Source organism: Bradyrhizobium sp. 186 (assembly GCF_023101685.1).
Taxonomy (GTDB): domain Bacteria; phylum Pseudomonadota; class Alphaproteobacteria; order Rhizobiales; family Xanthobacteraceae; genus Bradyrhizobium.
This window is the reverse complement of the sequence record NZ_CP082164.1, coordinates 10028163-10052862: the sequence shown is the minus strand read 5'-3', so window position 1 is coordinate 10052862 and position 24700 is coordinate 10028163. Positions and strand designations below refer to the sequence as shown.

Below are 24700 nucleotides of genomic sequence, written 5' to 3'. Positions count from 1 at the left end.
GCAAAACGCCTGCCAGACGCGAAGGTGTGTACACCCTCGCGTTTGCTGCGACCGCTAAGAGAAAATTCGTCTAAGTCTGATCGAGGCCGTAGAGCGTGTGCAGGGTGCGCACCGCAAGCTCGGTATAGGCGGTGTCGATCAGAACCGAGAATTTGATCTCGGAGGTTGTAATGGCCCGGATGTTGATATTCCGTCCGGCGAGGGCCGAAAATGCCTGGGCGGCGACGCCGGCATGGCTGCGCATGCCGCTGCCGATCACCGAAATCTTGGCGACGTCGGTGGCGGTGTCGAGTCGGGCATAACCGATCTTGTCCTTGGCCGCGGTGATCGTCTCCTTGGCCCGGGTGTAGTCCGCGGCCGGCACCGTGAAGGTGAGATCGGTGGTCTTTCCGTCCTCGGAGACGTTCTGGACGATCATGTCGACGTTGATATTGGCCTCCGCGAGCGGGCCGAAGATCGACGCCGCCACACCGGGCTTGTCCTCGATCTGGCGCACCGAGATCTGGGCCTCGTCCTTCGAAAAGGCGATGCCGGTGACGACGTGGTTTTCCATGATCTCCTCCTCGCTGCAGATCAGCGTACCGGGCGGCTGGTTGGCATGCGGGTCGATATCCTCGGGCTTGTCGAAGCTCGAGCGGACGAAGATCGGCATGTTGTAGACCATGCCGAGTTCCACCGAGCGGACCTGGAGCACTTTTGCTCCCTGGGAAGCCAGTTCCAGCATGTCTTCGAACGCGATCTTGTCGAGCCGGCGCGCCTTCGGCACGATTCGCGGATCTGTGGTGTAGACCCCATCGACGTCGGTATAGATGTCGCAGCGGTCCGCCTTGACGGCGGCGGCGATCGCGACCGCCGAGGTGTCGGAGCCGCCGCGGCCGAGCGTGGTGATGCGGTTGGTCTGGGGGTTGATGCCCTGGAAGCCGGCGATGACCGCGACCTCCTTCCGCTCCTTGAAGCGGTTGATGATCTCGGTGCCGTCGATGTCCTCGATCCGAGCCGAGGCATGGGCGTCGCTGGTCTTGATCGCGATCTGCCAGCCCTGCCAGGAGCGGGCCTGGATGCCCATGCCCTGGAGCGCGATGGCGAGCAGGCCCGAGGTGACCTGTTCGCCCGAGGCGACCACGGCATCGTATTCGCGCGCGTCGTGCATCGGCGAGGCCTCGGTGCACCAGGCTACCAGCTCGTTGGTCTTGCCGGACATCGCGGAGACGACCACGGCCACTTCGTGGCCGGCGTCGACCTCACGCTTCACATGGCGTGCGACGTTGCGGATACGTTCGATGTTGGCGACGGATGTGCCGCCGAATTTCATCACGAGGCGGCTCATGACGACGCGTGCATTCCCTCATAAGGATAAGTATGGTGACCCGCGCTGGACGAGTGCCCGGCGGATACCGACCGCGCGTATACATAGCGGCGGGGCCGGGGGCAAGCGGGTTCCTGCGAGGGCAGGCGCGGGGGTATGGGTTAACCGAGATCATGGCGCGCTATATCGACGAGATTCTCCAGCCCGGCGAGAAGGTGCTGTATTCGACCAATGCGCACTGGATCTTCTATTTTCCGGCCATTGTGGCCTGGATCGTGGCCCTGGTCCTGTTCGTCCTGTCCCGGCAAACCACCGTCGAAGGGCTCATCCTGCTCTGTCTCGTCGCCTCTGGCCTGGTGGCTCTGGCGGCGCTGTACTGGACCGTGAAGGGCTGGTTCCATCGCTTCACCACCGAGACCGACGTCACCAATTTGCGGGTCGTGCACAAGACCGGGTTCATCAAGCGCCGCACCTTCGAGATGGCGCTGGACAAGGTCGAGAGCGTCGATGTGAATCAGACGATTCTTGGACGTATTCTCAACTATGGCGACGTGACCATCAACGGCGTCGGTGAAGGTCGCGAAACCATCCGGACCATCGCCTCGCCGCTCGCCTTCCGCAGTTCGATCACCACGCGGTAGGACGGCGCGTAACCATGAGCATGCAGCAAAATACTTCCGCAACCGCAAGCACCCCGCCGGGCTCGACCGTCGACGCCGCCGAGATCGCAAAGTTCTCAAAGCTCTCGGCGGAGTGGTGGGACCCCAAGGGCAAGATGGCGCCGCTGCACCGGATCAATCCGCTGCGGCTCGGCTATATTCGCGACGCCGCCTGCCGCAAGTTCGAACGCAATGTGCGCAGCCTCAACTGCCTCGGCGGCCTGCGCGTGCTCGACATCGGCTGCGGCGCCGGCCTGTTGTGCGAGCCGCTGTCGCGGCTGGGCGCGCAGGTCATCGGCGTGGATCCGTCGCAGAGCAACATCGCTGCCGCCAAGCTGCATGCCGCCAAGGGTCACCTTGCAATCGACTATCGCTGCACCACGGTGGAGGAAGTCGACCCGCGCGAGCGCTTCGACATCGTGCTGGCGATGGAGGTGGTCGAGCACGTCACCGATGTCGGCATGTTCCTGAAGCGCTGCGCGGCGATGCTGAAGCCGAACGGCCTGATGGTGGTCTCGACGCTGAACAGGAACTGGAAGAGTTTTGCGCTCGCCATCGTCGGCGCCGAATACGTCATGCGCTGGCTGCCGCGCGGCACCCACGAATGGAACAAGTTCGTCACCCCGGACGAGCTGACGAAATATCTGCTCGACAACCGCCTCGTCATCACCGAGCAGACCGGCGTCGTCTACAGCCCCTTCGCCGACAAATGGACCCTCTCCTCCGACATGGACGTGAACTACATGGTCGTGGCGGAAGGGATGGTGTGAGGGCGGGCTGCCTGTAAAGGCCGAGCTGCATCCACAAAATCGGTGTCGTCCCGGCGAAGGCCGGGACCCATACCCCCAGGGAGAAGTTGTGGTGCGAGGCTGGCAACCACGAATCTTCGCCAAACCAAATCCTGTGGCTGATGGTGTGGACGGCCCCCTACGGCATCAGTGTGCCAGAATGAGGTTGTCAGAAACTCATTCGCAGGAGCCGCCCGTGAACCAGATTATCCGTATTGGGATGGATACGTCGAAGTATATTTTCGTGCTGCATGGGGTTGATGCGGCGGAGCAGCCGGTCTTGCGCAAGAAGCTGTCGCGCAAGCAGGTGGCGGAGTTCTTCGCCAAGTTGCCACCGACCGTGATCGGGATGGAGGCCTGCGGGGCTTCGCAATATTGGGCGCGAGAGCTTCGCAAGCTCGGCCACGAGGTGAAGCTGATGGCGCCGCAACTGGTGAAGCCCTACGTGTCGCGGAACAAGAACGACGGGCGGGACGCGGAAGGGCTTTGCGAGGCGATGAGCCGACCGACCATGCGGTTCGTGCCGGTGAAGAGCGCCGAGCAGCAGGCCGCATTGATGCTGACGGGCATCCGCGACGGGCTGATCGCCCGGCGCACTCAGTTGACCAATACGATCCGCGGCCATGCGGCGGAGTTTGGCCTGATTGCGCCCAAGGGGCTGGACAAGATCGAGCCGTTGCTGGCGCAGATTGCGCAGGACGAGACGCTTCCCGTCCTGGCGCGCGAGCTGTTTGTCGTGCTGGGCCGCGAATGCGCCAAGCTCGAGAGCGAGCTGGAGGCGATCGAAGCCAGGCTGATGGCCTGGCACCGTGGCGATGCCATGGGCCGGCGTTTGGCGCAGATCCCCTCGGTCGGTCCGATCGTTGCCACCGCGCTGGTGATGAAGACGCCGGATCCGCGGGCGTTCCGCTCCGGTCGTCACTTTGCGGCCTGGGTGGGATTGACGCCCAAGGACCACTCCACCGCCGGCAAGACCAGGCTTGGCAAGATCACCCGGGCGGGCGACGAGGATCTGAGGCGGCTGCTCGTGATCGGGGCCACGGCCGTGATCCAGCAGGCCCGACGAGGCCGCGGCCAACACTCACGTTGGCTGCTGGCGCTGATTGCGCGCAAGCCGCCGAAGCTTGCGGCCGTGGCGCTCGCCAACAAGGTGGCCCGCATCGCCTGGAAGCTGATGGTGACGGGAGAGAGTTACGATGCGGCGCGGTTGAATGCCGCTGCGGCAGGGGCCGCCTAACAGATTGGCCGACCGGCGGGCTCGCTCGCCGGCCGACCGGAGCTGCAGGAGCAGATGGAGCGATCGATCGAGCAACGATGCGAGACAATCCGTGGGACCCATTGGCCGCCAGCAGGTCGCCAGGTTGTTTGGAACCCGCATCGCGCAAACCATCTTGGCCAGCGATCTAATCCATCGCACTCAACAGGCCGGACATATGGATGCAAGCGATCCGATCTCTCAAAAAGCTCTTGTGCCACGGGGGCCGTCCACATATGGGTCCCGGCCCCCGTGCGCAATTGCGCACTAGGCCGGGACGACGGCGGTGTTTCTTGCGAGAGCATCGCTCCTATGACGTGGGCGTGATTGACCTGCTTGAGCGCTAGCGGCACGTTGGCCGCAACTTCCTCTCCCACCCCCACCGCCCATGCTCACCGTCACCAGCCTCTGGATTCCCTTCACAATCATCGCCGCGTCCGGGCAGGTCGCGCGCAATGCGATGCAGCGATCGCTGACGAAACCGTTGGGGACCTGGGGCGCGACTAATATCCGTTTCCTGTTCGGCTTTCCGTTCTCGGTGCTGTTTTTGGCCGCGGTGCTGATCGCCTCCGGCGATCATCTCAGCATGCCGCCGTCGGCGTTTTGGCCATGGCTGCTGCTCGGCGCGCTCAGCCAGATCGTCGGCACCGGCTTGATGCTGCTCGCGATGAACGACCGCTCTTTCGTGGTGACGACGGCCTACCTCAAGACAGAGGCGATCCAGACCGCGATCTTCGGCTTCGTCTTCCTCGGTGATCACCTGACCTGGCTCAAGGTGCTCGCGATCGTGATCGCAACCGTCGGCGTGGTCATCACGGCGCTCCGACCCGGCGGCGAGAAGAGCTTTGCCGAATTGAAGCCAACCATCACCGGGCTCGTCGCGGCGGCGGCGTTCGCGCTTTCAGCGGTCGGCTTCCGCGGCGCCATCATCACCGTGCCCGACGTGTCCTTCGTGACGGCAGCGTCGTTCACGCTGGTGCTGGGCCTGTTCGTGCAGACGCTGATTCTGACCATCTACCTGCTCTGGCGCGCGCCGAAGGTCCTGCAAGCGATCCTTGGCCTATGGAAGCCGTCGCTGTTCGCCGGCTTCATGGGCGCCTTCTCGTCGCAGTTCTGGTTCCTGGCATTCGCACTGACGGCGGCCGCCAACGTCCGCACGCTCGCTTTGATCGAGGTGCTGTTCGCGCAAGGCGTGGCGTATTACTCGTTCAAGCAGCCGATCGCGCCGCGCGAGATTTTTGGCATCGTGCTGATCGTGGTCGGCGTGGCTGTGCTGGTGGGGGTGTAACTAAATCACTCAGCCGGCGTCATGCCCGGGCTCGTCCCGGGCATCCACGTTCTTCGTGTCTATGGGAAGGGAAGGCGTGGATGGCCGGGTCAAGCCCGGCCATGACGAAGAAGGCGAAAGCCTCAGTTCCGGTCTTCCGGCAGCGTCGGCAGCGGTGAAACCTCGATACCTTCGTCGATCAGCGATTTTGCCTCGTCCGGCGAGGCCTCGCCGTAGATCGGACGGTGCTCCTTGTCGCCGTAATGCATCGCGCGGGCTTCGTTGGCGAATCGCTCGCCGACATTGTCGGCGTTCTTCACGATGTGATCGCGCAGCTCTTTGAGCTTGGTGCGCAGCTCCTTCTCCTGCGCCATCATCAGCGAGGTCGGTCCGGATTGCGCAGCCTCAGGCGCGGTCGTCGTGGTGGCGGGCTCCAGCGGCGGCGTCGCGGGTCCACGGCCCTTCTTGCCGACGATGCGCGGGGCCATGATCGCCTTGTCGACCTTGGCCGAACCGCACGCCGGGCAGGTCACGAGCTTGCGCTTGACCTGCGAATCATACGCGGACGAGCTCTGGAACCAGCTTTCGAATTCGTGGCCCCGGTCGCAGTGGAGCGCGTAGCGGATCATGCCGATCCCCGCACCAGGTGCAGATGGTCCGGCCCCGCCTTGGGATCGGCGACACCGAAACGGCGGCCGTGCTGGAGCGACGGGATCGCCCGGCGCGCCGTCTCCACCTTGGCCGGGTCGATCTTGGCCATGATGATGCCCGGCTCGACGTCGCCCTCGGCAAGGATCTCGCCCCAGGGATCGATGATCAGCGAGTGGCCGAAGGTTTCGCGCTTGTTCTCGTGCAGGCCGGCCTGCGCGGCGGCAAAGATGAAGCAGCCGGTCTCGATAGCGCGCGAACGCAGCAGCACGTGCCAATGCGCCTCGCCCGTCTTGCGCGTGAAGGCCGACGGCACGGTGATGAAGGAGGCGCCGCTCTCGGCCAGCGCGCGGTAGAGCGCCGGGAAACGCACGTCGTAGCAGATCGTCAGCCCGACCCGGCCCCAGGGCAGATCGGAGATCACGGCCGTCTCGCCCGGCTGGTAGTTGGCGGATTCCCGATAGCTCTCGCCGTCCGGCAGCTCGATGTCGAACATGTGGATCTTGTCGTAGCTCGCGAGCACATTGCCCTCGGGCCCGATCAGGAAGGAGCGGTTCACCGCTTTCTCATCGGAGAAGCGCAGCGCCAGCGAACCGACATGGATGTGGATCTTCAGCTCCGCCGCGAGCGCGCGGTAGGCCTTCAGCGACGCATCGTCCTCTTCGCTCCGGAGCTGCTCGAACAGCGCCTTGCGGTTGAGCTGCATCATGTTGCTGACTTCCGGCGTTTGCACGTAGTCGGCGCCGTTCGCCGCGGCCTGACGGATCAGCCTGGTCGCCTGCTCGAGGCTCGGCCCCGGCATCAGGCCGGTGCGCATCTGCACCATGGCAGCGGTGAAGGTACGATCCTTGGCTTGATGGTCTTTCGTTTGATCCTGGGTCATGAAACCGCCTTCACGCTCTCGAGCATCGCGTCGAGCTTGCCTTCGCGGTCGAGTGCGTAGAGGTCGTCGCAACCGCCGACATGGGTTCCGCCGATCCAGATCTGCGGGAAGGTCGCGCCGTCGCCGGCGCGGTCGTACATCTCTTCGCGCCAGGACGGGTTCTTGGCGATATCGAATTCCGCGAAGGTCGCCGTCTTGCGGGTCAGCAGCGACCTGGCGGCGGAACAATAGCCACAGCCAGGCCTCGTGTAGATCTCGATAGCAGCAGTCATGGCGTCCAGCGCTTTCATGTCACGAATTCATTGAATTATATGGGACTTCACCGGCTCTCGACAACCCGGGCGAAGACCAGCACGTCGACCTGGGCCGCCTTGGCGCGGAGTAGTGCCGCGCGCAGGCATCCAGTGTCGCGCCTGAAGTCAGGACGTCGTCGATCAGGACGATTCGGCGGCCCTGAACCTCGGCCTGACGGTCGGGGGATACCTGGAATGCGCCCTGCACATTGGTGGCGCGCTGGGCCCGCGACAGGCCGATCTGCTGCTCGGTGGCGCGTATCCGGCGCAGCACCTCGCCCCTCACCTTGATCCCGTTCTGCCGCTCGATCACGCGCGCCAGCGCCCCGGACTGGTTGTAGCGGCGGCGCCAGGCCCGCCGCCAATGCAGGGGAACGGGAATCAGCATGTCCGCGCCCGCGAGCAGCTCGCCTCCCGCGCGCGCCATCCAGCGGCCCATGGCGGGGGCCAAATCGGTGCGATCCTGGTATTTCAGTGCATGCACGAGCGTGCGCGCGACGTCGTCATAACGCACGGCCGCGCGCGCCCGCTGGTAGGCCGGTGGGCTCGCAATCGCCTCCATCGACAGCATGTCGGGGCCGGGATCGTAGACGAAGGGGATGCCGAGCCGCGGGCAATAGGGCCGTTCAATGAACGACAGTTTTGCCCAACAGTCCGCGCACACGCCTTCACCGTCAACCGGCTCGCGACAGGCCACGCAAAGCGTCGGCAGCGCAATGTCGAGCGCGAGCCTTGCCGCGCGGGCCAGCACGTGGCGCCCGGCCGCCCACGCGGCACGCAGGGGCGCGGCGACGGAGCGGGAGGGGGCGGCGTCAGCTTCCATGAAGCAAGGCTAGCGCTACCCGATAATCCGCTCAAGCTGCTTGGTTTCGTGCCCCGGCTTTGCGCAGCGGCGCAAGAGCGCTGCAGCGCGTCCGGGACACCAGGGAGGAGATTGCCAGAACCGTCGAGATCGGCGTAACCAGCGCCATGGCCCAAGACCCGCAGAATCCGCCCGCCCTGTTCGATCGTGCATTGCTGCATGCGCGGCAGCGCCGCGCACAGGCGCAAGGTGCGGTGAGCTTCCTGCTCGATCGGGTCGCCGAGGACATGTCCGACCGGTTGGCTGCGGTGATGCGGGAGTTTGGCGCGGCGGCCGATCTCTGGACACCCGGCGAGGGTCTCGTGGGGTTGCGTGCACGGCTGCCGTCGCTTCAGCGGATTGCGCTTGGCGAAACGGGCGAGGAGAAGCTCCCCTTCGCCCCCGAAAGTCTCGATCTCGTCGTCTCGGCGCTGGCGTTGCAATTCGTCAACGACCTGCCGGGCGTGTTCGCGCAGATCCGCCGCGCGCTGAGGCCGGACGGGTTGTTGCTGGCGGCGATGATCGGCGGCGACAGCCTGACGGAGCTGCGTCAGGCCTTTGCCGCCGCGGAAGCTGAATGCGAGGGCGGCGTGTCACCGCGCGTAGCGCCCTTCGCTGACTTGCGCGACGTCGGGGCGCTGTTGCAGCGGGCGGGCTTTGCACTGCCGGTCACCGACGTCGACCGCGTCGTGGTGCGCTACGCCAATGCGTTCGCACTGATGCAGGATCTCCGGCGCATGGGCGCGGCCAATGTGCTGATCGAGCGGCGGCGCACACCGAGCCGGCGCGCGACGCTGCTGCGCGTGGCTGAGATCTATGCCGAGCGTTTTGCCGATTCCGACGGCCGTATCCGCGCGACGTTCGACATCATCTGGCTCTCCGGCTGGGCCCCGCATGCGAGCCAGCAGCAACCGTTGAAGCCAGGCTCGGCCAAGGCGAGCCTGGCGGAGGCGGTGAAGAAGGCGGGGGAGACGTAGGCTGCCTCACCGTCTTGGCCGAGATCGTCGTCCAAGAATTCGATGTCGTCCCGGCGAAGGCCGGCACCCATAACCACAGGAAGCAGATGTTGCCACGACTCGGAGTGAACACTTCCTCTACAATGTGACCCTGTGGTTATGGGTCCCGGATCTGCGCGCGCTTTGGGCGCGCTTGTCCGGGACGACGATGGAGATTGAAGCGCGACCAGCGCTTCAACTCACATCAATAAATCAATCAAATGCGGGATCAGCGGAATGTCCGCCGGCGGCATCGGGTAGTCGCGCAGCTTGTTGGCGCGGACCCAGGCGAGAGTCTGGCCTTCGCGCGCCTCCACCTGTCCTTCCCAGCGCCGGCAGATGTAGAGCGGCATCAGCAGGTGGAAGGTTTCGTAGGCGTAGCTTGCGAATGTCAGCGGAGCCAGGCACGGCTCGGCTACGGTGATGCCGAGCTCCTCGTGCAGCTCGCGGATCAGGCTCTGCTCCGGCCGCTCGCCGGGCTCGAGCTTGCCGCCGGGAAATTCCCACAGGCCGGCCAGCGTCTTGCCTGCGGGGCGCTGCGCGATCAGGACGCGCTTGTCGGCGTCGATCAGCGCGCAGGCCACCACCAGTGTGAGCTTGAGATCGGTCATGAGGTTTACGACCGGTAATCCCCGTTGATCGCGACATATTCCTTGGTGAGATCGCAAGTCAGCACGCGGTCGCGGCCCTTACCGAGGCCGAGCGAAACCTTGATTGCGATCTCCGGCGCCTTCATCGCCTCCGACACCTGCGCCTCGTCGTAATCAGGATCGCGCGCGCCGCTCTTGGCGACGCGGATGCCGTTGAAGGAGATCGAGAGCTTGTCGCGGTTCGCGGGCTCGCCGGCCTTGCCGACCGCCATCACCACGCGGCCCCAATTGGCGTCCTCGCCGGCGATCGCGGTCTTGACCAGCGGCGAGTTCGCAATCGACATCGCGATCTTGCGCGCCGACGCCTTCGTCGTCGCGCCTTCCACGGTGATCTCGACCAGCTTGCGCGCGCCTTCGCCGTCGCGTGCCACCTGCTCGGCGAGGTTGGCGAGCACACGGTGGAACGCCTTGACGAAAGCCTTCAGGCGCGGGTCGCTGGCGCGGCTGATCTTCGGCGCGCCTTGCGCAGCCGCAGCTCCCGTCGCGAAGGCGAGCAGCGTGTCCGAGGTGGAAGTGTCGCCGTCGATCGTCACCGCGTTGAACGTATCCTCGACGCCGCTCTTGAGCAGCGCTTGCAACGCGGCGGGCGCGATCGGCGCGTCGGTGAAGACGAACGACAGCATCGTCGCCATGTCCGGCGCGATCATACCGGCGCCCTTGGCCATGCCGTTGATGGTGACCTTGGCCTTGCCGAGCTTCACGGTCGCGGTCGCAACCTTCGGGAAGGTGTCGGTGGTCATGATCGCCTTGGCCGCGTCGAGCCAGCTCGCGGGCTCCGCGCTCTCGGCGAGGCGTCCGAGCACGCCGTCGAACTTGGTCGCATCCAGCGGCTCGCCGATCACGCCGGTCGAGGCGAGGAAGATCTCGCTCTCGCTGCAGCCGACGGCCTTGGCCGCGATCTTCGCGGTCAGCGCGGTGGACCCACGGCCGGTCTTGCCGGTGAAGGCATTGGCGTTGCCGGAATTGACCACCAGCGCTTGCGCCTTGCCGCCCTTCAGTTTGGCGCGGCACCATTCGACCGGCGCGGACGGGCATTTCGACTTGGTGAAGACGCCCGCGACCGCGGTGCCCTTGTCCATCACCGCCAGCAGCACATCGGTGCGGTTCTTGTAGCGGATGCCGGCCTCGGCCGTCGCGAGCCTGACGCCCGCGATCGCGGGCATGTCGGGAACAGTTTTGGGAGCGAGCGGGGAGACGGTGGAAGACATCGCGGGGCGCCTTATGGACAAATGGAATCCGTCATGGCCGGGCTTGTCCCGGCCATCCACGTCCTTCAGCACATGTTGATGAGGGTCTTAAGACGTGGATGCCCGGGACGAGCCCGGGCATGACGTCAAACTACTGAAGTCCGAGAGCGAAGTCGATTTACTTCTTCGCCGGCGGCGCCATCTTGCTGTCGGACGGCTTCGCATCGGACGGCTTGGCCGCATCGGCCGGCTTGGCGTCGGTTTTCGCCGCATCCGCCGGCTGGTCCAGTCGCTCGACCTTGGCCTCGGCGCGGAGCTTGGCGACGAAGTCGGCCTGGGCCTTGCGGGTGACGTAGGTCTCGATCTGGGCCTTGACCTGGCCGAAGTCCGGCGCCTTGCGGCTGCGCTTCTCCTCGACCTTGATGATGTGCCAGCCGAACTGCGACTTCACGGGGTCCGAGATCTTGCCCGGCTCGAGCACGAAGGCCACCGCCGAGAATTCCGGCACCATCTGCTCCTTGGTGAAGAAGCCGAGGTCGCCGCCGTCGGCGGAGCCCGGATCCTTGGACTTCTTCTTGGCGAGCTCGGCGAAATCGGCGCCCTTGTCGAGCTCGGCCTTCACCGCCTTGGCCTCGTCCTCGGTCTCGACCAGGATGTGGCGGGCGTGCACTTCCTGCTCGCCGGTGATCTGCTTGGAGGCCTCCTCGTAGACCTTCTTCATGGCGTCGTCGGTGGTCGCGGCCTTGCCTTCCTGGGCGAGCAGGCCATCCATCAGGAGGCGGTTGCGGGCGAACGCCGCGCGCTTCTTGAATTCCTCGGTGTCGCCGACCTTCTTGTCCTCGGCGGCCTTGGCGACGATCTTCATGTCGATCAGGAAGGACAGCACGTTCTCGTCCTTGGTCGCCGGATCCATCTGCGCAAGGCTCGGCCCGAGTTCCTCTTCGGCCATGGCGACGTCGCTCTTCTTGATTTCCGAGCCATTGACCTTTGCCAAAACCGGATCATCGGCAGCCCGGCCGGGACCCGCGATCAGCGCCAGCGCAAGGCAGCCCACGAGGGCGGTGGCGAGGCCGAAGCGCAGGCCGGTTTTCGTTACCGGGAACGAGGTGGTCATGGAAAATCCTTATGTTGAAGCAGGGGCTGCTCGAGCGGGGCGGACACTCGCCCAATCAAGGGGCCTTGGCAACGCGAAAAGTCTGTCAAAATGATGAATTGGCCGCAAGATTGCCGCCGTTGACAAGGCCCTGACCGGGCCATATCTCTGCCCGGTCGCGTCCATGGCGATGGCGTTTATTTTGCTGCGGTTTTGGCCGTTGAACCCAGACTTGCTCAATTCCCACCCATAGGGCGGATGACCCCCGCAGGCCGGGCTGCTGGCTCCACGAGGCGTCACGGTGAGTTGATAGGCAAGCGGGTGACAACCTCTTGGCTGCAACGCGGTTAATCGCGAACACAGGAACTAGGCATGATCGGCGCGCTCGCCCGCAAGTTTTTCGGCTCCGCCAACGACCGGCGGGTGAAGGGATATCAGTCCCGCGTCAGCGCGATCAACGCGCTGGAGCCCGAGGTGTCAAAACTCTCGGACGAGGCGCTCAAGGCCCGCACAGCCGACTTCAAGAAAGAGCTCGCCGAAGGCAAGACGCTGGACGACCTGCTGGTGCCGGCCTTCGCCACCGTGCGCGAGGCCGCCAAGCGCACGCTCGGCCAGCGCCATTTCGACGTCCAGCTGATCGGCGGCATGGTGCTGCACGAGGGCGACATCGCCGAGATGAAGACCGGCGAAGGCAAGACGCTGGTTGCAACGCTCGCGGTCTATCTCAACGCGCTCGCCGGCAAGGGCATCCACGTCGTCACCGTCAACGACTACCTCGCCCGCCGCGACTCCGGCTGGATGGGCCAGATTTACAGCTTCCTCGGCATGACGACGGGCGTGATCGTCCACGGCCTCGACGATGCCGAGCGCAAGGCGGCCTATGCCTGCGACATCACCTACGGCACCAACAACGAATACGGTTTCGACTATCTGCGCGACAACATGAAGTACCGGCTCGAGGACATGGTCCAGCGGCCGCACTTCTACGCGATCGTCGACGAGGTCGACTCCATCCTGATCGACGAAGCGCGTACGCCGCTGATCATCTCCGGCCCGCTCGACGACCGTTCGGACTTCTACAACACCATCGACGGCTTCCTGCCCAAGCTCGACAAGACCGACTATGAGGTCGACGAGAAGCAGCGCACGGTGACGCTGACCGAAGCCGGCATGGAGAAGATCGAGACGCTGCTGCGCGACGCCGGCCAGCTCAAGGGCGAATCGCTCTACGACGTCGAGAACGTCTCCGTCGTGCACCACATCAACCAGGCACTGCGCGCCCACACGCTGTTCACCCGCGACAAGGACTACATCGTCCGCGACGACGAGGTCGTGATCATCGACGAGTTCACCGGACGCATGATGCAGGGCCGCCGCTATTCCGAAGGCCTGCATCAGGCGCTGGAAGCCAAGGAGCATGTGCAGGTTCAGCCGGAAAACCAGACGCTGGCCTCGATCACCTTCCAGAACTATTTCCGGATGTATGAAAAGCTCTCCGGCATGACCGGCACGGCGTTGACCGAAGCCGACGAACTCTTTGACATCTACAAGCTCGAAGTCGTGGAGATCCCGACCAACGTGCCGGTAGGCCGCCTGGACGAGGACGACGAGGTCTATCGCACCCACAAGGAAAAATACTCGGCCATCCTCGCCGAGATCGAGCGTGCCAATTCGCGGCTCCAGCCGGTGCTCGTCGGCACGGCGTCGATCGAGAAGTCGGAAGTGCTGGCCGAATTCCTTAAATCGAACGGCTACAAGCAGATCGATTTCGGCAAGGAGAACGCGCTCGACAAGCTCTATGCCGCGGCCCGCGCCGGCAAGCCGGCCAAGCTGTTCGCGGTGCTGAATGCGCGCTTCCATGAGCAGGAAGCCTATATCGTCGCCGAAGCCGGCGTGCCCGGCGCGATCACGATCGCGACCAACATGGCCGGCCGCGGCACCGACATCAAGCTCGGCGGCTCGCTCGATATGCGTCTCCAGCAGGAGACCGCGGGCATCGAGGACGAGGCGGAGAAGGCCAAGAAGATCGAGCAGATCAAGGCCGACGTCGAGCGCTTCCGCGACATCGTGCTGAAGGCGGAAGAGATCGTCGAGATCGAGCCGGCGAAGGGTGCGAAGCCCGCCAGGACCGTGACGAAGCCCGGAGGCCTCTACATCATGGGCTCCGAGCGGCACGAATCCCGCCGCATCGACAACCAGCTCCGCGGCCGTTCCGGCCGCCAGGGCGACCCCGGCCGCTCAAAGTTCTTCCTGTCGCTGGAAGACGATCTGATGCGCATCTTCGGCTCGGATCGCCTCGACAGCATGCTTCAGCGTCTCGGCCTGCAAGAGGGCGAGGCGATCATCCATCCCTGGATCAACAAGGCGCTGGAGAAGGCGCAGCAGAAGGTCGAAGCCCGCAACTTCGACATCCGCAAGAACCTGCTCAAGTTCGACAACGTCCAGAACGACCAGCGCAAGGTGATCTTCGACCAGCGCGTCGAGCTGATGAAGGACGAGAGCGTCGCCGAGACCATCGCCGACATGCGCCACGCCTTCATCGACGACCTCGTCGCCAAGCACGTGCCCCAGCATGCCTATGCCGAGCAGTGGGACACAGCCGGCCTCAAGGAAGAATTGAAGCGCGTGCTCGATCTCGACCTGCCGGTCGAGGATTGGGCCAAGGAAGAGGGCATCGCCGACGAGGAGCTGCTCACGCGCATCGAGACCCGCGCCGACGAGCACATGGCCGCCAAGGTGGGGCAATGGGGCCCCGACGTGATGCGTTACGTCGAGAAGACCATTCTGCTCCAGACGCTCGACCATCTCTGGCGCGAGCATTTGATCATGCTCGACCATCTGCGCCAGGTCATTGGCCTCCGCGGCTACGGCCAGCGCGATCCGTTGCAGGAGTACAAGACCGAGGCTTTCAATCTCTTCCAGGAGATGAGCGCGCATCTGCGCGAGGCCGTCACCGCGCAGCTGATGCGGGTCGAGATCGTCCCGCCGGAGCAGGAAGCGCCCATCATGCCGCAGATGGAAGCGCACAAGTTCGACCCGAACACCGGCGAGGACGAGATGGCGCTCGCCAGCGTCACGCTCGGAGCGCAGGCCACCGACGCCGCCCTTCGCGATCCGAAGAACCCCGCCAGCTGGGGCAAGATCGGTCGCAACGAGGACTGCCCGTGCGGCTCGGGCAAGAAGTACAAGCACTGCCACGGGCGGTACGCTTAGCCAATGATCTCAATGGGTTAGATACTTCGACTGTTCAAAGCTCGATCGATTTTGTCTAACCCTTGAAAGCATTTCGATCCTGGTGGTGCTTGCTGAACTTCAGGGGCACCACGAATGGACGGCGCTCGCTATCTTGAGGATGGCAAGCTTACGGTTTTTCGTCGGGCAGGCACCTACTACGCCCGCCTGCGGCTTTCACCGGGGAAATATGTAACTCGGTCGTTGAAGACGACGGTCGAGGAGAATGCTGTACAGCTCGGTCGAAGGCTGCTGTTCCAATTAGAACACAGGACCGAGCAAGGCCTTCCGCCAAAATCCAAATTGTTCGCAGCCGTCATCGACGACTACATTGCTTACCGTGAGCGGGATCATGCGCACGGCAAAACCTCAGCTGGGATGCTGAGGCAGATCAGGAGAGTTTCGAAGTTCTGGCGGGATTATGTGGGCGAGTTGGCCGTCGAGGATATCGATGACAAGGCGATGCGGGAATTCATTCCGTGGCGCCGGGACTATTATGCGTCGTTCGATAAGCTGCCAAAGAACGCCAGGCGCCATCCAACAGACAAGACAATTCAGTGGGACATGATGCTCGGCAAGGCCATTGTGAAATGGGCTTCTGAGCAAGGGATGCGAGGCAGCAAGCCAAATATCACCGCAACGTATACGCCCAAAAAGAAGCGAGTGCGGCCTGCATTTGAGCAATGGGAATTTCGTCAGCTGTGGCGGACGATGTGCAGGCGCATCAAGACAGCTCGTGACGTGCGAACAAGGAAGAGCCGAGAGCTGCTGCAAATATACGTATTGGTAGTAGCTTGCACCGGTTTCCGACCTGGAGAGGCGAACAAGCTCAAGGTTCGAGACGTTCACCCATTCAAAGACGAAAAGGGCCGCAACAATTACCGTTTCGTCGTGAGAGGCAAAACAGGAGAGCGGGATGCGATCGTCAGATCGGTCGCTGTCAGGCGGTTAGACAGATTCTTGACAAAGCGACGGGGCGAAGATCCGGCAGGGCCTCTGTTCGCTATGCACGACGGATCTAAAATCACCACCCTGATTGACCAGCTGAACGCCGCACTGAAAGAGGCCAGGATAGAGCGGAGCACATTCGGCGAGAAGTATTCCATTTACAGCTTGCGGCACTTCTATGCAGTCAATGCGCTGAGGAATGGAGTTGGGGTCTTCGAGGTTGCTCGCAACATGGGTACGTCTGTTGAGATCATTCAGGAGTACTACGGCAAGCAGGCCACGGCAGCTGTGTTTGCGACCAGGCTCGGGGATTAGCTAGGACGTGGCATGCTCTTTGCTAACATGACAGTGCTGGGTATTTTGAGGGCCCAGTTTTGATACACAATGCCGCCCGCCAAGATATTCGGCTCGGCGACATTGTGCTTATTCGAGCAGCCATTTTCAAACAAAGCGGCCGAGGCTGGTGAGAGCCGCTTTATGCGATCACTTGGGCAGAAAGCTTGAAGTGATCGGCTTGAAGGCTTCCTGCGCAAAGGTCTTGTAGAGGTTGCCGATCTTGGTCGCTTCGGCGAAGAACGTCTCTTGTGCAGACTTGGCGTATTCGGCTGTCAATTCCGTGAACTTGTCGGGGGACTTCACGGTTGCAAGCTTTTCGAAATAGGCCTTGCTGGCCTCGAACGACGACTTCGCGAAATCGGTCTGGGCGGTTGTAATAGCGGTAAGATGCTGCTGAATGCTGGAAAAATCGGTCATGTTAAATGGTCCTTTGCTCGATCAGTCTCGGAGGCGATCTCCGACCGAATTGATCTCGACGCCGTATAAAGGTTTCACTGCCTAAAAAGCAAGCATGGTTGGTGCACTGCAGCAATGACAATCGGTTCACCGTAGTTTTACCGGGCTTTCATTAAATGCTCCTGTGCAGGGCTTCAGCTCCAAATCTCGGGACTCGCGAGGTTTTCTTTCGGAGTAGGGCGACTCATCGTTGCATCCGATATTGATCCTTAAACTCGCGTTAACCATAAGGCCTGAGACTGATCTGCATCGCTTTGAGCACCCCACAAAAGTGCGGAGCGGATTGCCATGTTGGACACGTCAGCCGATTAGGATCAGCGTCACACTTTCGCTCGTTGCAATTCTGCTAGGATTCGAATCGTGGCACGACAGCGGATACGTTTGAACTTTGAGCGCCTTGCATGACTGAACCGTCTATCAATTTCAGTGCGCCGGCAATTCTGAGGAAATACCCCCTTTGAACGGGCAAAGGAATTCCAAAGCTATATACGCCGGTCCTTATACGATACGGAACGGAACATTGGACGAATGCATTCACGAATTTCTGTCCAAACCCAAAACGCAACAAAGTCTTTATGAGATTCAGACTACGGGTCAACCTCCGCTGGTGACCGAAGTCTTGAGCGCAGAACATATTGTTGAGCTCGCTCGGTTGCGGGCTTTTCTTTGACCAGCACGCAAAGGTACCAGGCGAGTCCTCTGCATTGCGGAGTCTGAGAGGGCAACACAGCTCGCTTACGGAAAATTCTATGCGGTCGTAGGCTGTGGAATGGCCTCCACATCTGGAGCTCGCCCGCAAGATCGGCACGCGGTCGAGATCTTCGCGAGCGAGCCGTCTAAGCGAGCAGTCTCTGTTTGCCGAGAGTGTCGAGGCTGGCACGCTGTTTCTCCGCTTAGCTAAAATCTTCTGTGTCAATTTAGCCGTCCTTTATCCGATTGAGGCTAACTCTTGGGAAAACGTGGCAAGTCTTCGGTGAGGAAGGAATATGACCTTTAGGAAGATCTGCAGTCGCGCCTTCCGCGAGGGTGCTCGGTGCTGCCTAAACCGGAGCGGCCTGTTCCGGCGATTCTTACGAGACCAGTCCGGCAGCTATGTCATCCTGTCTGCGCTGTTGATGCCTGTTCTGGTTGGCACAGCAGGTCTCGGCACCGAGGTCGGTTGGTGGTACTATAAGCATAAGAACATGCAGAGTGCGGCGGACTCAGGCGCGGTGAGTGCGGCAACCGCTGTAACTGCCGGCACTGATTTGCTCTCCGAAGCCAACGCAGTCACGGCGAGCTACGGCTACGCGAATGCGGTGAGCAACGTTACTGTTGCGGTGAACCAGCCGCCGAAGACAGGCAATTATACTTCAAATCCGCAAGCGGTCGAAGTCATCGTCAACCAGCTGCAACCGCGACTGCTATCAGCATTGTTCGGCTCAGATCCGATACTTATCACCGCACATGCTGTAGCACTGCCAAATTCCGGGACAGGCTGCGTGCTCGCGCTCAATTCGACGGCCAACCCAGCCGTGAACGTGAGCGGAGGCAACCAGCTCAATCTGATCAAATGCAATCTCTACAGCAACTCAAGCGCAAGCCCATCACTCAACGTCGCCGGTAGCGCCTCCGTCGCTGCCAACCAGGTCGGCGTGGTGGGTGACGTTTCCGGGGCCAGCAATATCACCGCGACCAATGGGGTCCGAACTCACATGAGGGCGGTGGCCGATCCCTACGCAAATGTCTCTCCCCCAGCGGAGCCGAGTTGCACCAACGCCAAGATCACGGTCAACTCCAATGGAAAGACAAATTCTCTCAGTCCTGGCTGCTACAGCGGCAGCATTACTGTCAATGCAGGTGCGACTCTAAACCTCGATCCGGGGATCTACTACCTCGACGGTGCTAATCTAAGCGTGGCTGGTAACGCCACGATCACCGGCACCGGTGTGACTCTGGTCTTTACGGGGTCGGGCAGCAACTGGGGCACAGCCTCCATTGGCAGCAATGCCATCATTGATTTGACGGCCCCGACCACCGGATCCACCAAGGGCATCGTCATGTATGGCGACCGAAAGATGCCCGCGGGAACTGCCTTCAATCTGACCGGTGGTGGCACGCAAAACTTTGGCGGCGCCATCTACCTGCCAAAGGCCAATCTGAGCTTCAGCGGCGGTAATGGGACGAGCACCTCCTGCACCAAGATCATCGCGGATACCCTGACATTCACTGGCACATCGAACGTTCAGGTTAACTGCTCTGCGCTCGGCACCGCCACGATCGGCGGCCAGACCGCGCAGCTCATCGAATGAGGTTGGGCTCAATGAGACAAAATCTACCTCGTAAGAGCCAAGTTCGATCATTTGGCGCGGTCCGCGACCTCGTTCATGCCGCTGTTCGCGATAAAAGCGGCGTAGCTGCAATCGAGTTCGCATTTATGATCCCGCTGCTATCGCTGATGGTGGTCTCGGTAAGTGATATTGGGCTCGCCGTTTATCGCAAAATGCAAGTGGAGAATGCCGCGCAAGCCGGAGCTCAGTACGCCATTGTGCACGGCTTTGACACGAGCGGCATTTCGAGCGCGGTAACGAGCGCTACGAATTCCACAGCCATCACGGCGTCTCCAAGCCCTGTTCAATTTTGTGGCTGCCCCACGAGCACGGGAGTTAGCTCGGCTAGTTGCGGAACAGTCTGCACGGGCGGTGCGCAGGCCGGCACGTATGCGACGGTGTCGGCGCAGGCGACCTACTATACCCTGATCAACTATCAGATTGTTGCTGCTAGCTATACCTACAACGCTCAATCCACTGCGAGGCTGCAGTGAAAATCACTGCGCTATGGCGGGACGAGCGCGGTGCGTCGGCGCTCGAATTCGCCTTGACCGCCCCAGTCTTTTTCCTGTTCATATTTGGCATCATCGAATTCGGACTGCTGTTCTGGACCCAGCTCGGTCTGCAACACGGGACCGAAATGGCAGCACGCTGCGCCAGCGTCAATCCGACGCTTTGCCCAGGCAGCAATGAAATCACGAGCTATGCTGCCCGGCAGGCATTCGGCCTGGAGCTCCCAGCGCAGACGTTCACCTACGCTACACCAACCTGTGGTAGTCAGGTCAGCGCAAGTTATACGTTTCAGTTTCCGCAAGTGCTCAATCTCTCGCCGCTGGTTTTGACAGCACAGGCGTGCTTTCCGAGTTGAACATCTTCCTTCGCGGCTAGCGCCTACTCACGCTCCGTGGAGAGCACGCTAATTGTGTCTGATCATACTGCTGTCCCTAGCCTCGGTGCAGCGCATAGCGGTGCGCACAGAGCCAAAGGAATGCAGCCGCTGCTCATCGTTTATCCACCCCGATCACGTACTTGCAGGGGCAGCAGAGCACGACGCCGTATACCTCTTGCGCATGCGATCGAAGGTGATCTTTCGAGTCCGTATGCCGGTGCTAAACGGCGGTGCGTGCAGACCGTCGGCTTCCAATCGCCTGCTGTTTGCGAACATCCTATGCGATTCACGGCGAAACTCTCCTGATCTGCCTCAGCATCCCAGCTGAGGTTTTGCCGTGCGCATGATCCCGCTCACGGTAAGCAATGTAGTCGTCGATGACGGCTGCGAACAATTTGGATTTTGGCGGAAGGCCTTGCTCGGTCCTGTGTTCTAATTGGAACAGCAGCCTTCGACCGAGCTGTACAGCATTCTCCTCGACCGTCGTCTTCAACGACCGAGTTACATATTTCCCCGGTGAAAGCCGCAGGCGGGCGTAGTAGGTGCCTGCCCGACGAAAAACCGTAAGCTTGCCATCCTCAAGATAGCGAGCGCCGTCCATTCGTGGTGCCCCTGAAGTTCAGCAAGCACCACCAGGATCGAAATGCTTTCAAGGGTTAGACAAAATCGATCGAGCTTTGAACAGTCGAAGTATCTAACCCATTGAGATCATTGGCTAAGCGTACCGCCCGTGGCAGTGCTTGTATTGCTACGGAAATACAACCAGTGCGAGATATTGTCGAGTGTCTTCAAAGGCATATTTCGCTTCGGATTCTACTAGAAATCGCCCTGTCAATTTTTTGTCGAGAACCCTGCCGTTTTTCCTGTGCATCGTGGGCTGCCGTTGTGTGCCTGCTCTCCCAGAGCCTCTGATGCGTTTTCGCTTGGGCCAGTACTTCATGACACCCAGCTATAGCGACCGCTTCGTCGGGCTCCGTCTTGGGCTGCTGGGCAATTTTAGCGTCTTGGCAGCTCGATAGCGACCGGGCTTTCTCCCGGTGACATTGGCGGCATCGAAACCAATTCGCCAAGGGGACGAAGCGATCCCGAAACGAAGGGCCCTAGCTTCATCGGATCGATAGGGGATTTCGGGTCATGTGGATCATCATCAACGCACTCTATGAAGAGTACTGCCAGGCTCGCATTGATGAGATGCTGCGGGTCGATGCCGTGAAGTAAGGCGACTGTCTAACGCCTTTTGGCCCTCCGATGGTGGTCATCAGGACAAATCGAGGGTGACATGACGGCATTGGCTACCGTATTTTTCCTAGGGCTGCGGTTGAGGCGATTGCTGACCTTGAGACGCTCTTGTCAATTTCGCTGTTCTGCTTCGGCGGTCTGCTCGTGTCGGTAGCATCATCGTTGCCGATAGGTACACTCCAGGCGAGTGGTTCTGACCGCATCGCCTTGAGAAAGGCGACTCCTACGGTGCGCACGATCGTACTTGCCGGATGATCGACGGAAATGATGAGCCGTGGTGTCGTTGCACAGGAGCAGCAAGCCGCTGGACAGCGCTCAGCGGTATAACCTTCATCGGGATGCCTTTCCGCAATGATGATGGTGAAGCTAGGATTTACTCTAATGAGCTTCGCAAGCGGCTGCGCTCGCTTACACTTCGAAAGCAGCAGAAATGCTGATCCTGGGACACTAAACTTCTATATAATCTATAGAGGTTTCGTTACGGTGCATCACTGACTTTGATGGATGCAACATGAGCCAGATTATCCTGCGTTGCTCCTGTGGGTCATCCTACAGAGTACAGCCTCTTCAGCATTCGTTGGTCGCGAACCTGGCACGGCGAGGCCGCTTGAATCCCATTAGAATAATGACGTGAGTGGTGACGCTGACGTGGACCGCTGGTCTGCGCTCTGTAAGTGCACGCCTACTCGCAACCTGTTCTTTAGCCTGTGATCAACAAGTAAACAGAACGTGCTTGTAGATTTTCGTGAGACAATCGTCGGTGACTCCCTTAGGCGGAAAGCTGGAGAGACTTGGAGAGGGCAGTTGGAAGAATTCAATTCTGCGACCGCCAATCACTGCCGTGACTATAGGAGTCATGAAGGTCGCAGGAAAGTTGGCGCACTCTGAACTAGCATCAAACTGCTCAACAGAATCTGATGCGGATTTGCGATTCATTAGCGTTTGCTTGTACCGCTCCTGCAGCTCAAGCTGGTTCAAGGACTGAAATGTCCATCTCGCCGCTACTTCAGCAGTGAAGGCGACTCTCTCAATTTGGCGATGCTCTTCGAGCACACGATAAAAATCGGCCAGGTGCTGGGTTTTAGGAGCGATTATATCCTTATCGAAGGAGCTGCATTCCGGCGTTCTTTCGTAGGTCTGCAACACGTCCTTCATCCAAATACCGTGCCCTACGAGAAACTTGCATGCTGCCGCTTGGTATTCGGCAGCCGCAGCTTTATCCCCCGGCAGAGGCGTGTTGAACGATTTTGCAATCGTATTCATGAACTTCCAGAACCGGTTCTTTCCTGATCCATAGAAGAAATGAAAGTCCAGAAGATTCGCTCCCTCGCCCGCACAATTGGGGTTACCAAATCTCGGAGGCGGTGCCGTACCGACGACTAAGGTGCGTGTGCCCTCCGGAATCGGGTAGGCGTCGTTAAACGGATGAGTTTCGATAAAGGTCATTTCTAGTTCCGGGCCTTTTCTCAGTCGACACGGCTAAAGATTCGTTCAGCTGCCGACCGGTTTGGACTGAGAGATGTCGTATCCCCACATGAACAGTGCGGCTTCAATCTCCCTTGGATTAGCCCCGCACGCAACATTTTGAATAAGCGTGGAAGTGAGGCGAACCATCGAAGCGTGGCAAAGATCCCTCTGGCTACCAAACAGTCGATTAAACTGGAATTCAGCAGTTGATGGGTTTCTGCGCCTTTCATTAGCTACAGCAAACCGCAACTCGGTAGGAACGTTCTTACCTCGCTCTTCGGCGAACCTGATCGCAAAGAAGGCCAGCGCAGCGGCCACCCGACTGTCGTAGATAACCAACCGCTCCTCTTCGTCTGCAAGGCTTACAATCTTTGTGATGGCCGAGTTCATTATAAGATCGTGGCCGTCAAACCGTACGAGAGATAAGTGATCGTCTCGGAGCAGACGTATCGAATCTAGAAGTTTCGTGCAGAGAACCTCGTTGTTACGATCCAGCCAATCGAAAGTGCGTTTCTGGCGATGGGGATTGTCTACGCCACCCCAGGTGAGGATTTTGCGGGTGACCCTCAATGCATCGGCATTGGCCCCCTTCTGGATCGCTGCTCTCAATTCTGCTGAGTGGATTGCCAACTCTCTGGCCGTTACCTCAAAGTCATTGCCGTTCCAGAAGTATTTCAGCCTAGCATCGTTTAGCCCATGAGCGGCCCAGACGCCCTGAGGGTCAAGCCGTCGAGACCAGACCGCTGACCTGCCGCTCAGAGGAACTGAATAACTATGTCTGCGGGAGCCGTACCATTCTGAGTTTAGGAACTGGCTGAAGGCCTGCAGATTCGTATCCAGTCTCATGCGCCGTGGCCTGCCAATGAGGGCATGCTGCCAGGTTTGATAAATACCGACACGTCGGTTGCATAAGTCTGCGCAAACTCCATACCGAAATGTGTTCGGAGCAACAACTTCAATGGGACCTATACGAGTTGACACCAGGGGCGTTGGGAGATTGCGGCCCAGTCTAAACCTGCCAAATTCGGTGATCGGCTCGAATCTTGATTGCAAACCTCAACTCTTGAGGCACTGAATCCGCTACTTTGCTGCATACGAAATTCAGCGAAAAGCCAAGGTAGTCCAGCAAATCTTCGGCGTGGCTCACAACACCGGTCATGCGGGCGACCGACTTACGGTGATATACGTCGTTCCGGGCCTCGCGGACGACTTTGAACTTGGCCTTGAAGTGAACCAGCGAAAGCTTGTTTTTCTTGCGGGTAAATTTGGGAGCGAACAGAAACCAGTGATCTTCAATCAGCCGTGCAACATGACTGAGTTCACAGCATTCCAAAAACTGAAAGCCATTTGAGAACCCGGAAACAAGGCAGCGTTGGAAGCGTTGGCCGTCGATTGCGAAAATGATCTCCCCAATCGAGTGAGAGGCGTCCGTCGCGATCTTTTTCCCGTTTATCTGAGTGATCGTTCGGGCGTCTCCGGCCGCTCGCAGGCGCTTATAGATAATGTCCCACCATTGGGGGATTTGGTAATATTCTTCGAGAGCAACGGCCACAGTCGATCTAAAAGCCGTCTCGAATGAATGGAACACCGGGAATAACTGAGCGTGTTCCGCCACCTTGCGGTTGTAGACTTGGAAAATTGCCGGTCGCCAGTCTTTGCCCTGGGATAGGGTCTTTCCCAGTGCGCCGTTTTTCACCTCAACCAGAGACGCTTCCATAAGATATGGGCTAACTAGAGATAAATCCTTTTTAAAATCATCAACTTGCCCGGGCGTTGGCGTAAACGGCAAATAATTCTCAAAAAAGTGTATTAAAAATTCGTATGAACTATCAGCCATTTAGCCAAAATACCCTTGGAGACGAAGCTTGACAAGCGATTGGCCCGTCTTCATAACAGCCGCCTACGCACTCCGGGAGAGTTGTCGCTTCGGGGACATTCGCTGCAAAGCCTCAACCTGAGT

At 60.5% G+C, this 24700-nt stretch carries 22 protein-coding genes and 1 pseudogene; 10 read left to right on the top strand and 13 right to left on the bottom strand.

What is annotated here, in order from left to right:
- Nucleotides 1-70: 70 nt before the first annotated feature.
- A complete protein-coding gene (locus tag IVB18_RS48070) occupies nt 71-1327 on the bottom strand; it encodes an aspartate kinase (protein WP_247987017.1) in 1257 nt (418 codons plus the stop codon).
- 152 nt (nt 1328-1479) lie between these two features.
- Here IVB18_RS48070 and IVB18_RS48065 point away from each other — a divergent pair, with 152 nt between their 5' ends.
- The 4 genes from IVB18_RS48065 to IVB18_RS48050 all read left to right on the top strand — a co-directional run bounded on the left by IVB18_RS48065 (nt 1480) and on the right by IVB18_RS48050 (nt 5296).
- Nucleotides 1480-1947 carry a PH domain-containing protein gene (locus tag IVB18_RS48065; protein WP_247987016.1) on the top strand — a complete coding sequence of 156 codons (468 nt, stop codon included), beginning with the start codon at nt 1480-1482 and terminating at the stop codon, nt 1945-1947.
- A gap of 14 nt (nt 1948-1961) precedes the next feature.
- The gene (ubiG, locus tag IVB18_RS48060) at nt 1962-2735 is read left to right on the top strand and encodes a bifunctional 2-polyprenyl-6-hydroxyphenol methylase/3-demethylubiquinol 3-O-methyltransferase UbiG (protein WP_247987015.1); all 774 of its coding nucleotides are present in this window, start codon (nt 1962-1964) and stop codon (nt 2733-2735) included.
- 214 nt (nt 2736-2949) lie between these two features.
- Complete coding sequence (locus IVB18_RS48055; protein WP_247987014.1) at nt 2950-3990, top strand: IS110 family transposase; 1041 nt, start codon at nt 2950-2952, stop codon at nt 3988-3990.
- Between the two features lie 406 nt (nt 3991-4396).
- Nucleotides 4397-5296 (top strand): EamA family transporter, encoded by a 900-nt coding sequence (locus IVB18_RS48050; protein WP_247987013.1) that lies wholly within the window; start codon nt 4397-4399, stop codon nt 5294-5296.
- Between the two features lie 122 nt (nt 5297-5418).
- Here IVB18_RS48050 and IVB18_RS48045 read toward each other — a convergent pair whose 3' ends face one another.
- From IVB18_RS48045 to IVB18_RS48030, 4 genes and pseudogenes are all read right to left on the bottom strand, one after another.
- Complete coding sequence (locus IVB18_RS48045; protein ID WP_247987012.1) at nt 5419-5904, bottom strand: DUF1178 family protein; 486 nt, start codon at nt 5902-5904, stop codon at nt 5419-5421.
- Nucleotides 5901-6806, bottom strand: coding sequence for a carbon-nitrogen hydrolase family protein (locus IVB18_RS48040; protein ID WP_247987011.1), 906 nt, complete (start codon nt 6804-6806; stop codon nt 5901-5903). The genes IVB18_RS48045 and IVB18_RS48040 overlap by 4 nt, the downstream gene beginning before the upstream one ends.
- Nucleotides 6803-7078, bottom strand: a complete 276-nt coding sequence (grxC, locus tag IVB18_RS48035; protein WP_247991908.1) for a glutaredoxin 3 — start codon at nt 7076-7078, stop codon at nt 6803-6805. The genes IVB18_RS48040 and grxC overlap by 4 nt, the downstream gene beginning before the upstream one ends.
- Nucleotides 7079-7125: 47 nt before the next feature.
- Nucleotides 7126-7922, bottom strand: a pseudogene (locus IVB18_RS48030) (ComF family protein).
- A gap of 146 nt (nt 7923-8068) precedes the next feature.
- Here IVB18_RS48030 and IVB18_RS48025 point away from each other — a divergent pair.
- Nucleotides 8069-8917 carry a methyltransferase domain-containing protein gene (locus IVB18_RS48025; protein WP_247987010.1) on the top strand — a complete coding sequence of 283 codons (849 nt, stop codon included), beginning with the start codon at nt 8069-8071 and terminating at the stop codon, nt 8915-8917.
- Nucleotides 8918-9135: 218 nt separating this feature from the next.
- Here IVB18_RS48025 and mutT read toward each other — a convergent pair whose 3' ends face one another.
- The 3 genes from mutT to IVB18_RS48010 form a co-directional block, all read right to left on the bottom strand.
- On the bottom strand, nt 9136-9546 hold the full coding sequence (mutT, locus tag IVB18_RS48020; protein ID WP_247987009.1) for an 8-oxo-dGTP diphosphatase MutT: 411 nt from the start codon (nt 9544-9546) through the stop codon (nt 9136-9138).
- Between the two features lie 5 nt (nt 9547-9551).
- On the bottom strand, nt 9552-10793 hold the full coding sequence (gene argJ, locus IVB18_RS48015; protein WP_247987008.1) for a bifunctional glutamate N-acetyltransferase/amino-acid acetyltransferase ArgJ: 1242 nt from the start codon (nt 10791-10793) through the stop codon (nt 9552-9554).
- Nucleotides 10794-10950: 157 nt separating this feature from the next.
- Nucleotides 10951-11886: a peptidylprolyl isomerase gene (locus tag IVB18_RS48010; RefSeq protein WP_247987007.1), complete on the bottom strand. Its 936-nt coding sequence runs from the start codon at nt 11884-11886 to the stop codon at nt 10951-10953.
- Between the two features lie 351 nt (nt 11887-12237).
- Between IVB18_RS48010 and secA the strand changes: the two genes are divergently transcribed.
- Nucleotides 12238-15078: a preprotein translocase subunit SecA gene (secA, locus tag IVB18_RS48005; RefSeq protein WP_247987006.1), complete on the top strand. Its 2841-nt coding sequence runs from the start codon at nt 12238-12240 to the stop codon at nt 15076-15078.
- A 114-nt stretch (nt 15079-15192) separates the two neighbouring features.
- Entirely contained in the window at nt 15193-16359 is a 1167-nt protein-coding gene (locus IVB18_RS48000) for a site-specific integrase (RefSeq protein ID WP_247987005.1), read from the top strand.
- 168 nt (nt 16360-16527) lie between these two features.
- On the opposite strand, the gene IVB18_RS47995 is transcribed toward IVB18_RS48000, so the two are convergent.
- The gene (locus IVB18_RS47995) at nt 16528-16797 is read right to left on the bottom strand and encodes a phasin family protein (RefSeq protein WP_247987004.1); all 270 of its coding nucleotides are present in this window, start codon (nt 16795-16797) and stop codon (nt 16528-16530) included.
- A gap of 1025 nt (nt 16798-17822) precedes the next feature.
- On the opposite strand from IVB18_RS47995, the gene IVB18_RS47990 reads away from it, so the two are divergent.
- The 3 genes from IVB18_RS47990 to IVB18_RS47980 are packed head-to-tail and all read left to right on the top strand — an operon-like array spanning nt 17823 to nt 20013.
- Nucleotides 17823-19127, top strand: coding sequence for a TadE/TadG family type IV pilus assembly protein (locus IVB18_RS47990; protein WP_247987003.1), 1305 nt, complete (start codon nt 17823-17825; stop codon nt 19125-19127).
- 11 nt (nt 19128-19138) lie between these two features.
- Nucleotides 19139-19639 (top strand): TadE/TadG family type IV pilus assembly protein, encoded by a 501-nt coding sequence (locus IVB18_RS47985; RefSeq protein WP_247987002.1) that lies wholly within the window; start codon nt 19139-19141, stop codon nt 19637-19639.
- Nucleotides 19636-20013, top strand: a complete 378-nt coding sequence (locus IVB18_RS47980) for a TadE/TadG family type IV pilus assembly protein (protein ID WP_247987001.1) — start codon at nt 19636-19638, stop codon at nt 20011-20013. Before IVB18_RS47985 ends, IVB18_RS47980 begins: the two co-directional genes overlap by 4 nt.
- A 307-nt stretch (nt 20014-20320) precedes the next feature.
- Here the strand turns inward: IVB18_RS47980 and IVB18_RS47975 are convergent, their stop codons facing one another.
- The 4 genes from IVB18_RS47975 to IVB18_RS47960 all read right to left on the bottom strand — a co-directional run bounded on the left by IVB18_RS47975 (nt 20321) and on the right by IVB18_RS47960 (nt 24577).
- Entirely contained in the window at nt 20321-20635 is a 315-nt protein-coding gene (locus IVB18_RS47975; protein ID WP_247987000.1) for a hypothetical protein, read from the bottom strand.
- Between the two features lie 1349 nt (nt 20636-21984).
- A complete protein-coding gene (locus IVB18_RS47970; RefSeq protein WP_247986999.1) occupies nt 21985-22719 on the bottom strand; it encodes a hypothetical protein in 735 nt (244 codons plus the stop codon).
- A 45-nt stretch (nt 22720-22764) separates the two neighbouring features.
- Nucleotides 22765-23586 carry a hypothetical protein gene (locus IVB18_RS47965; RefSeq protein WP_247986998.1) on the bottom strand — a complete coding sequence of 274 codons (822 nt, stop codon included), beginning with the start codon at nt 23584-23586 and terminating at the stop codon, nt 22765-22767.
- Nucleotides 23587-23749: 163 nt separating this feature from the next.
- Nucleotides 23750-24577: a hypothetical protein gene (locus tag IVB18_RS47960; RefSeq protein WP_247986997.1), complete on the bottom strand. Its 828-nt coding sequence runs from the start codon at nt 24575-24577 to the stop codon at nt 23750-23752.
- Nucleotides 24578-24700: the final 123 nt, after the last annotated feature.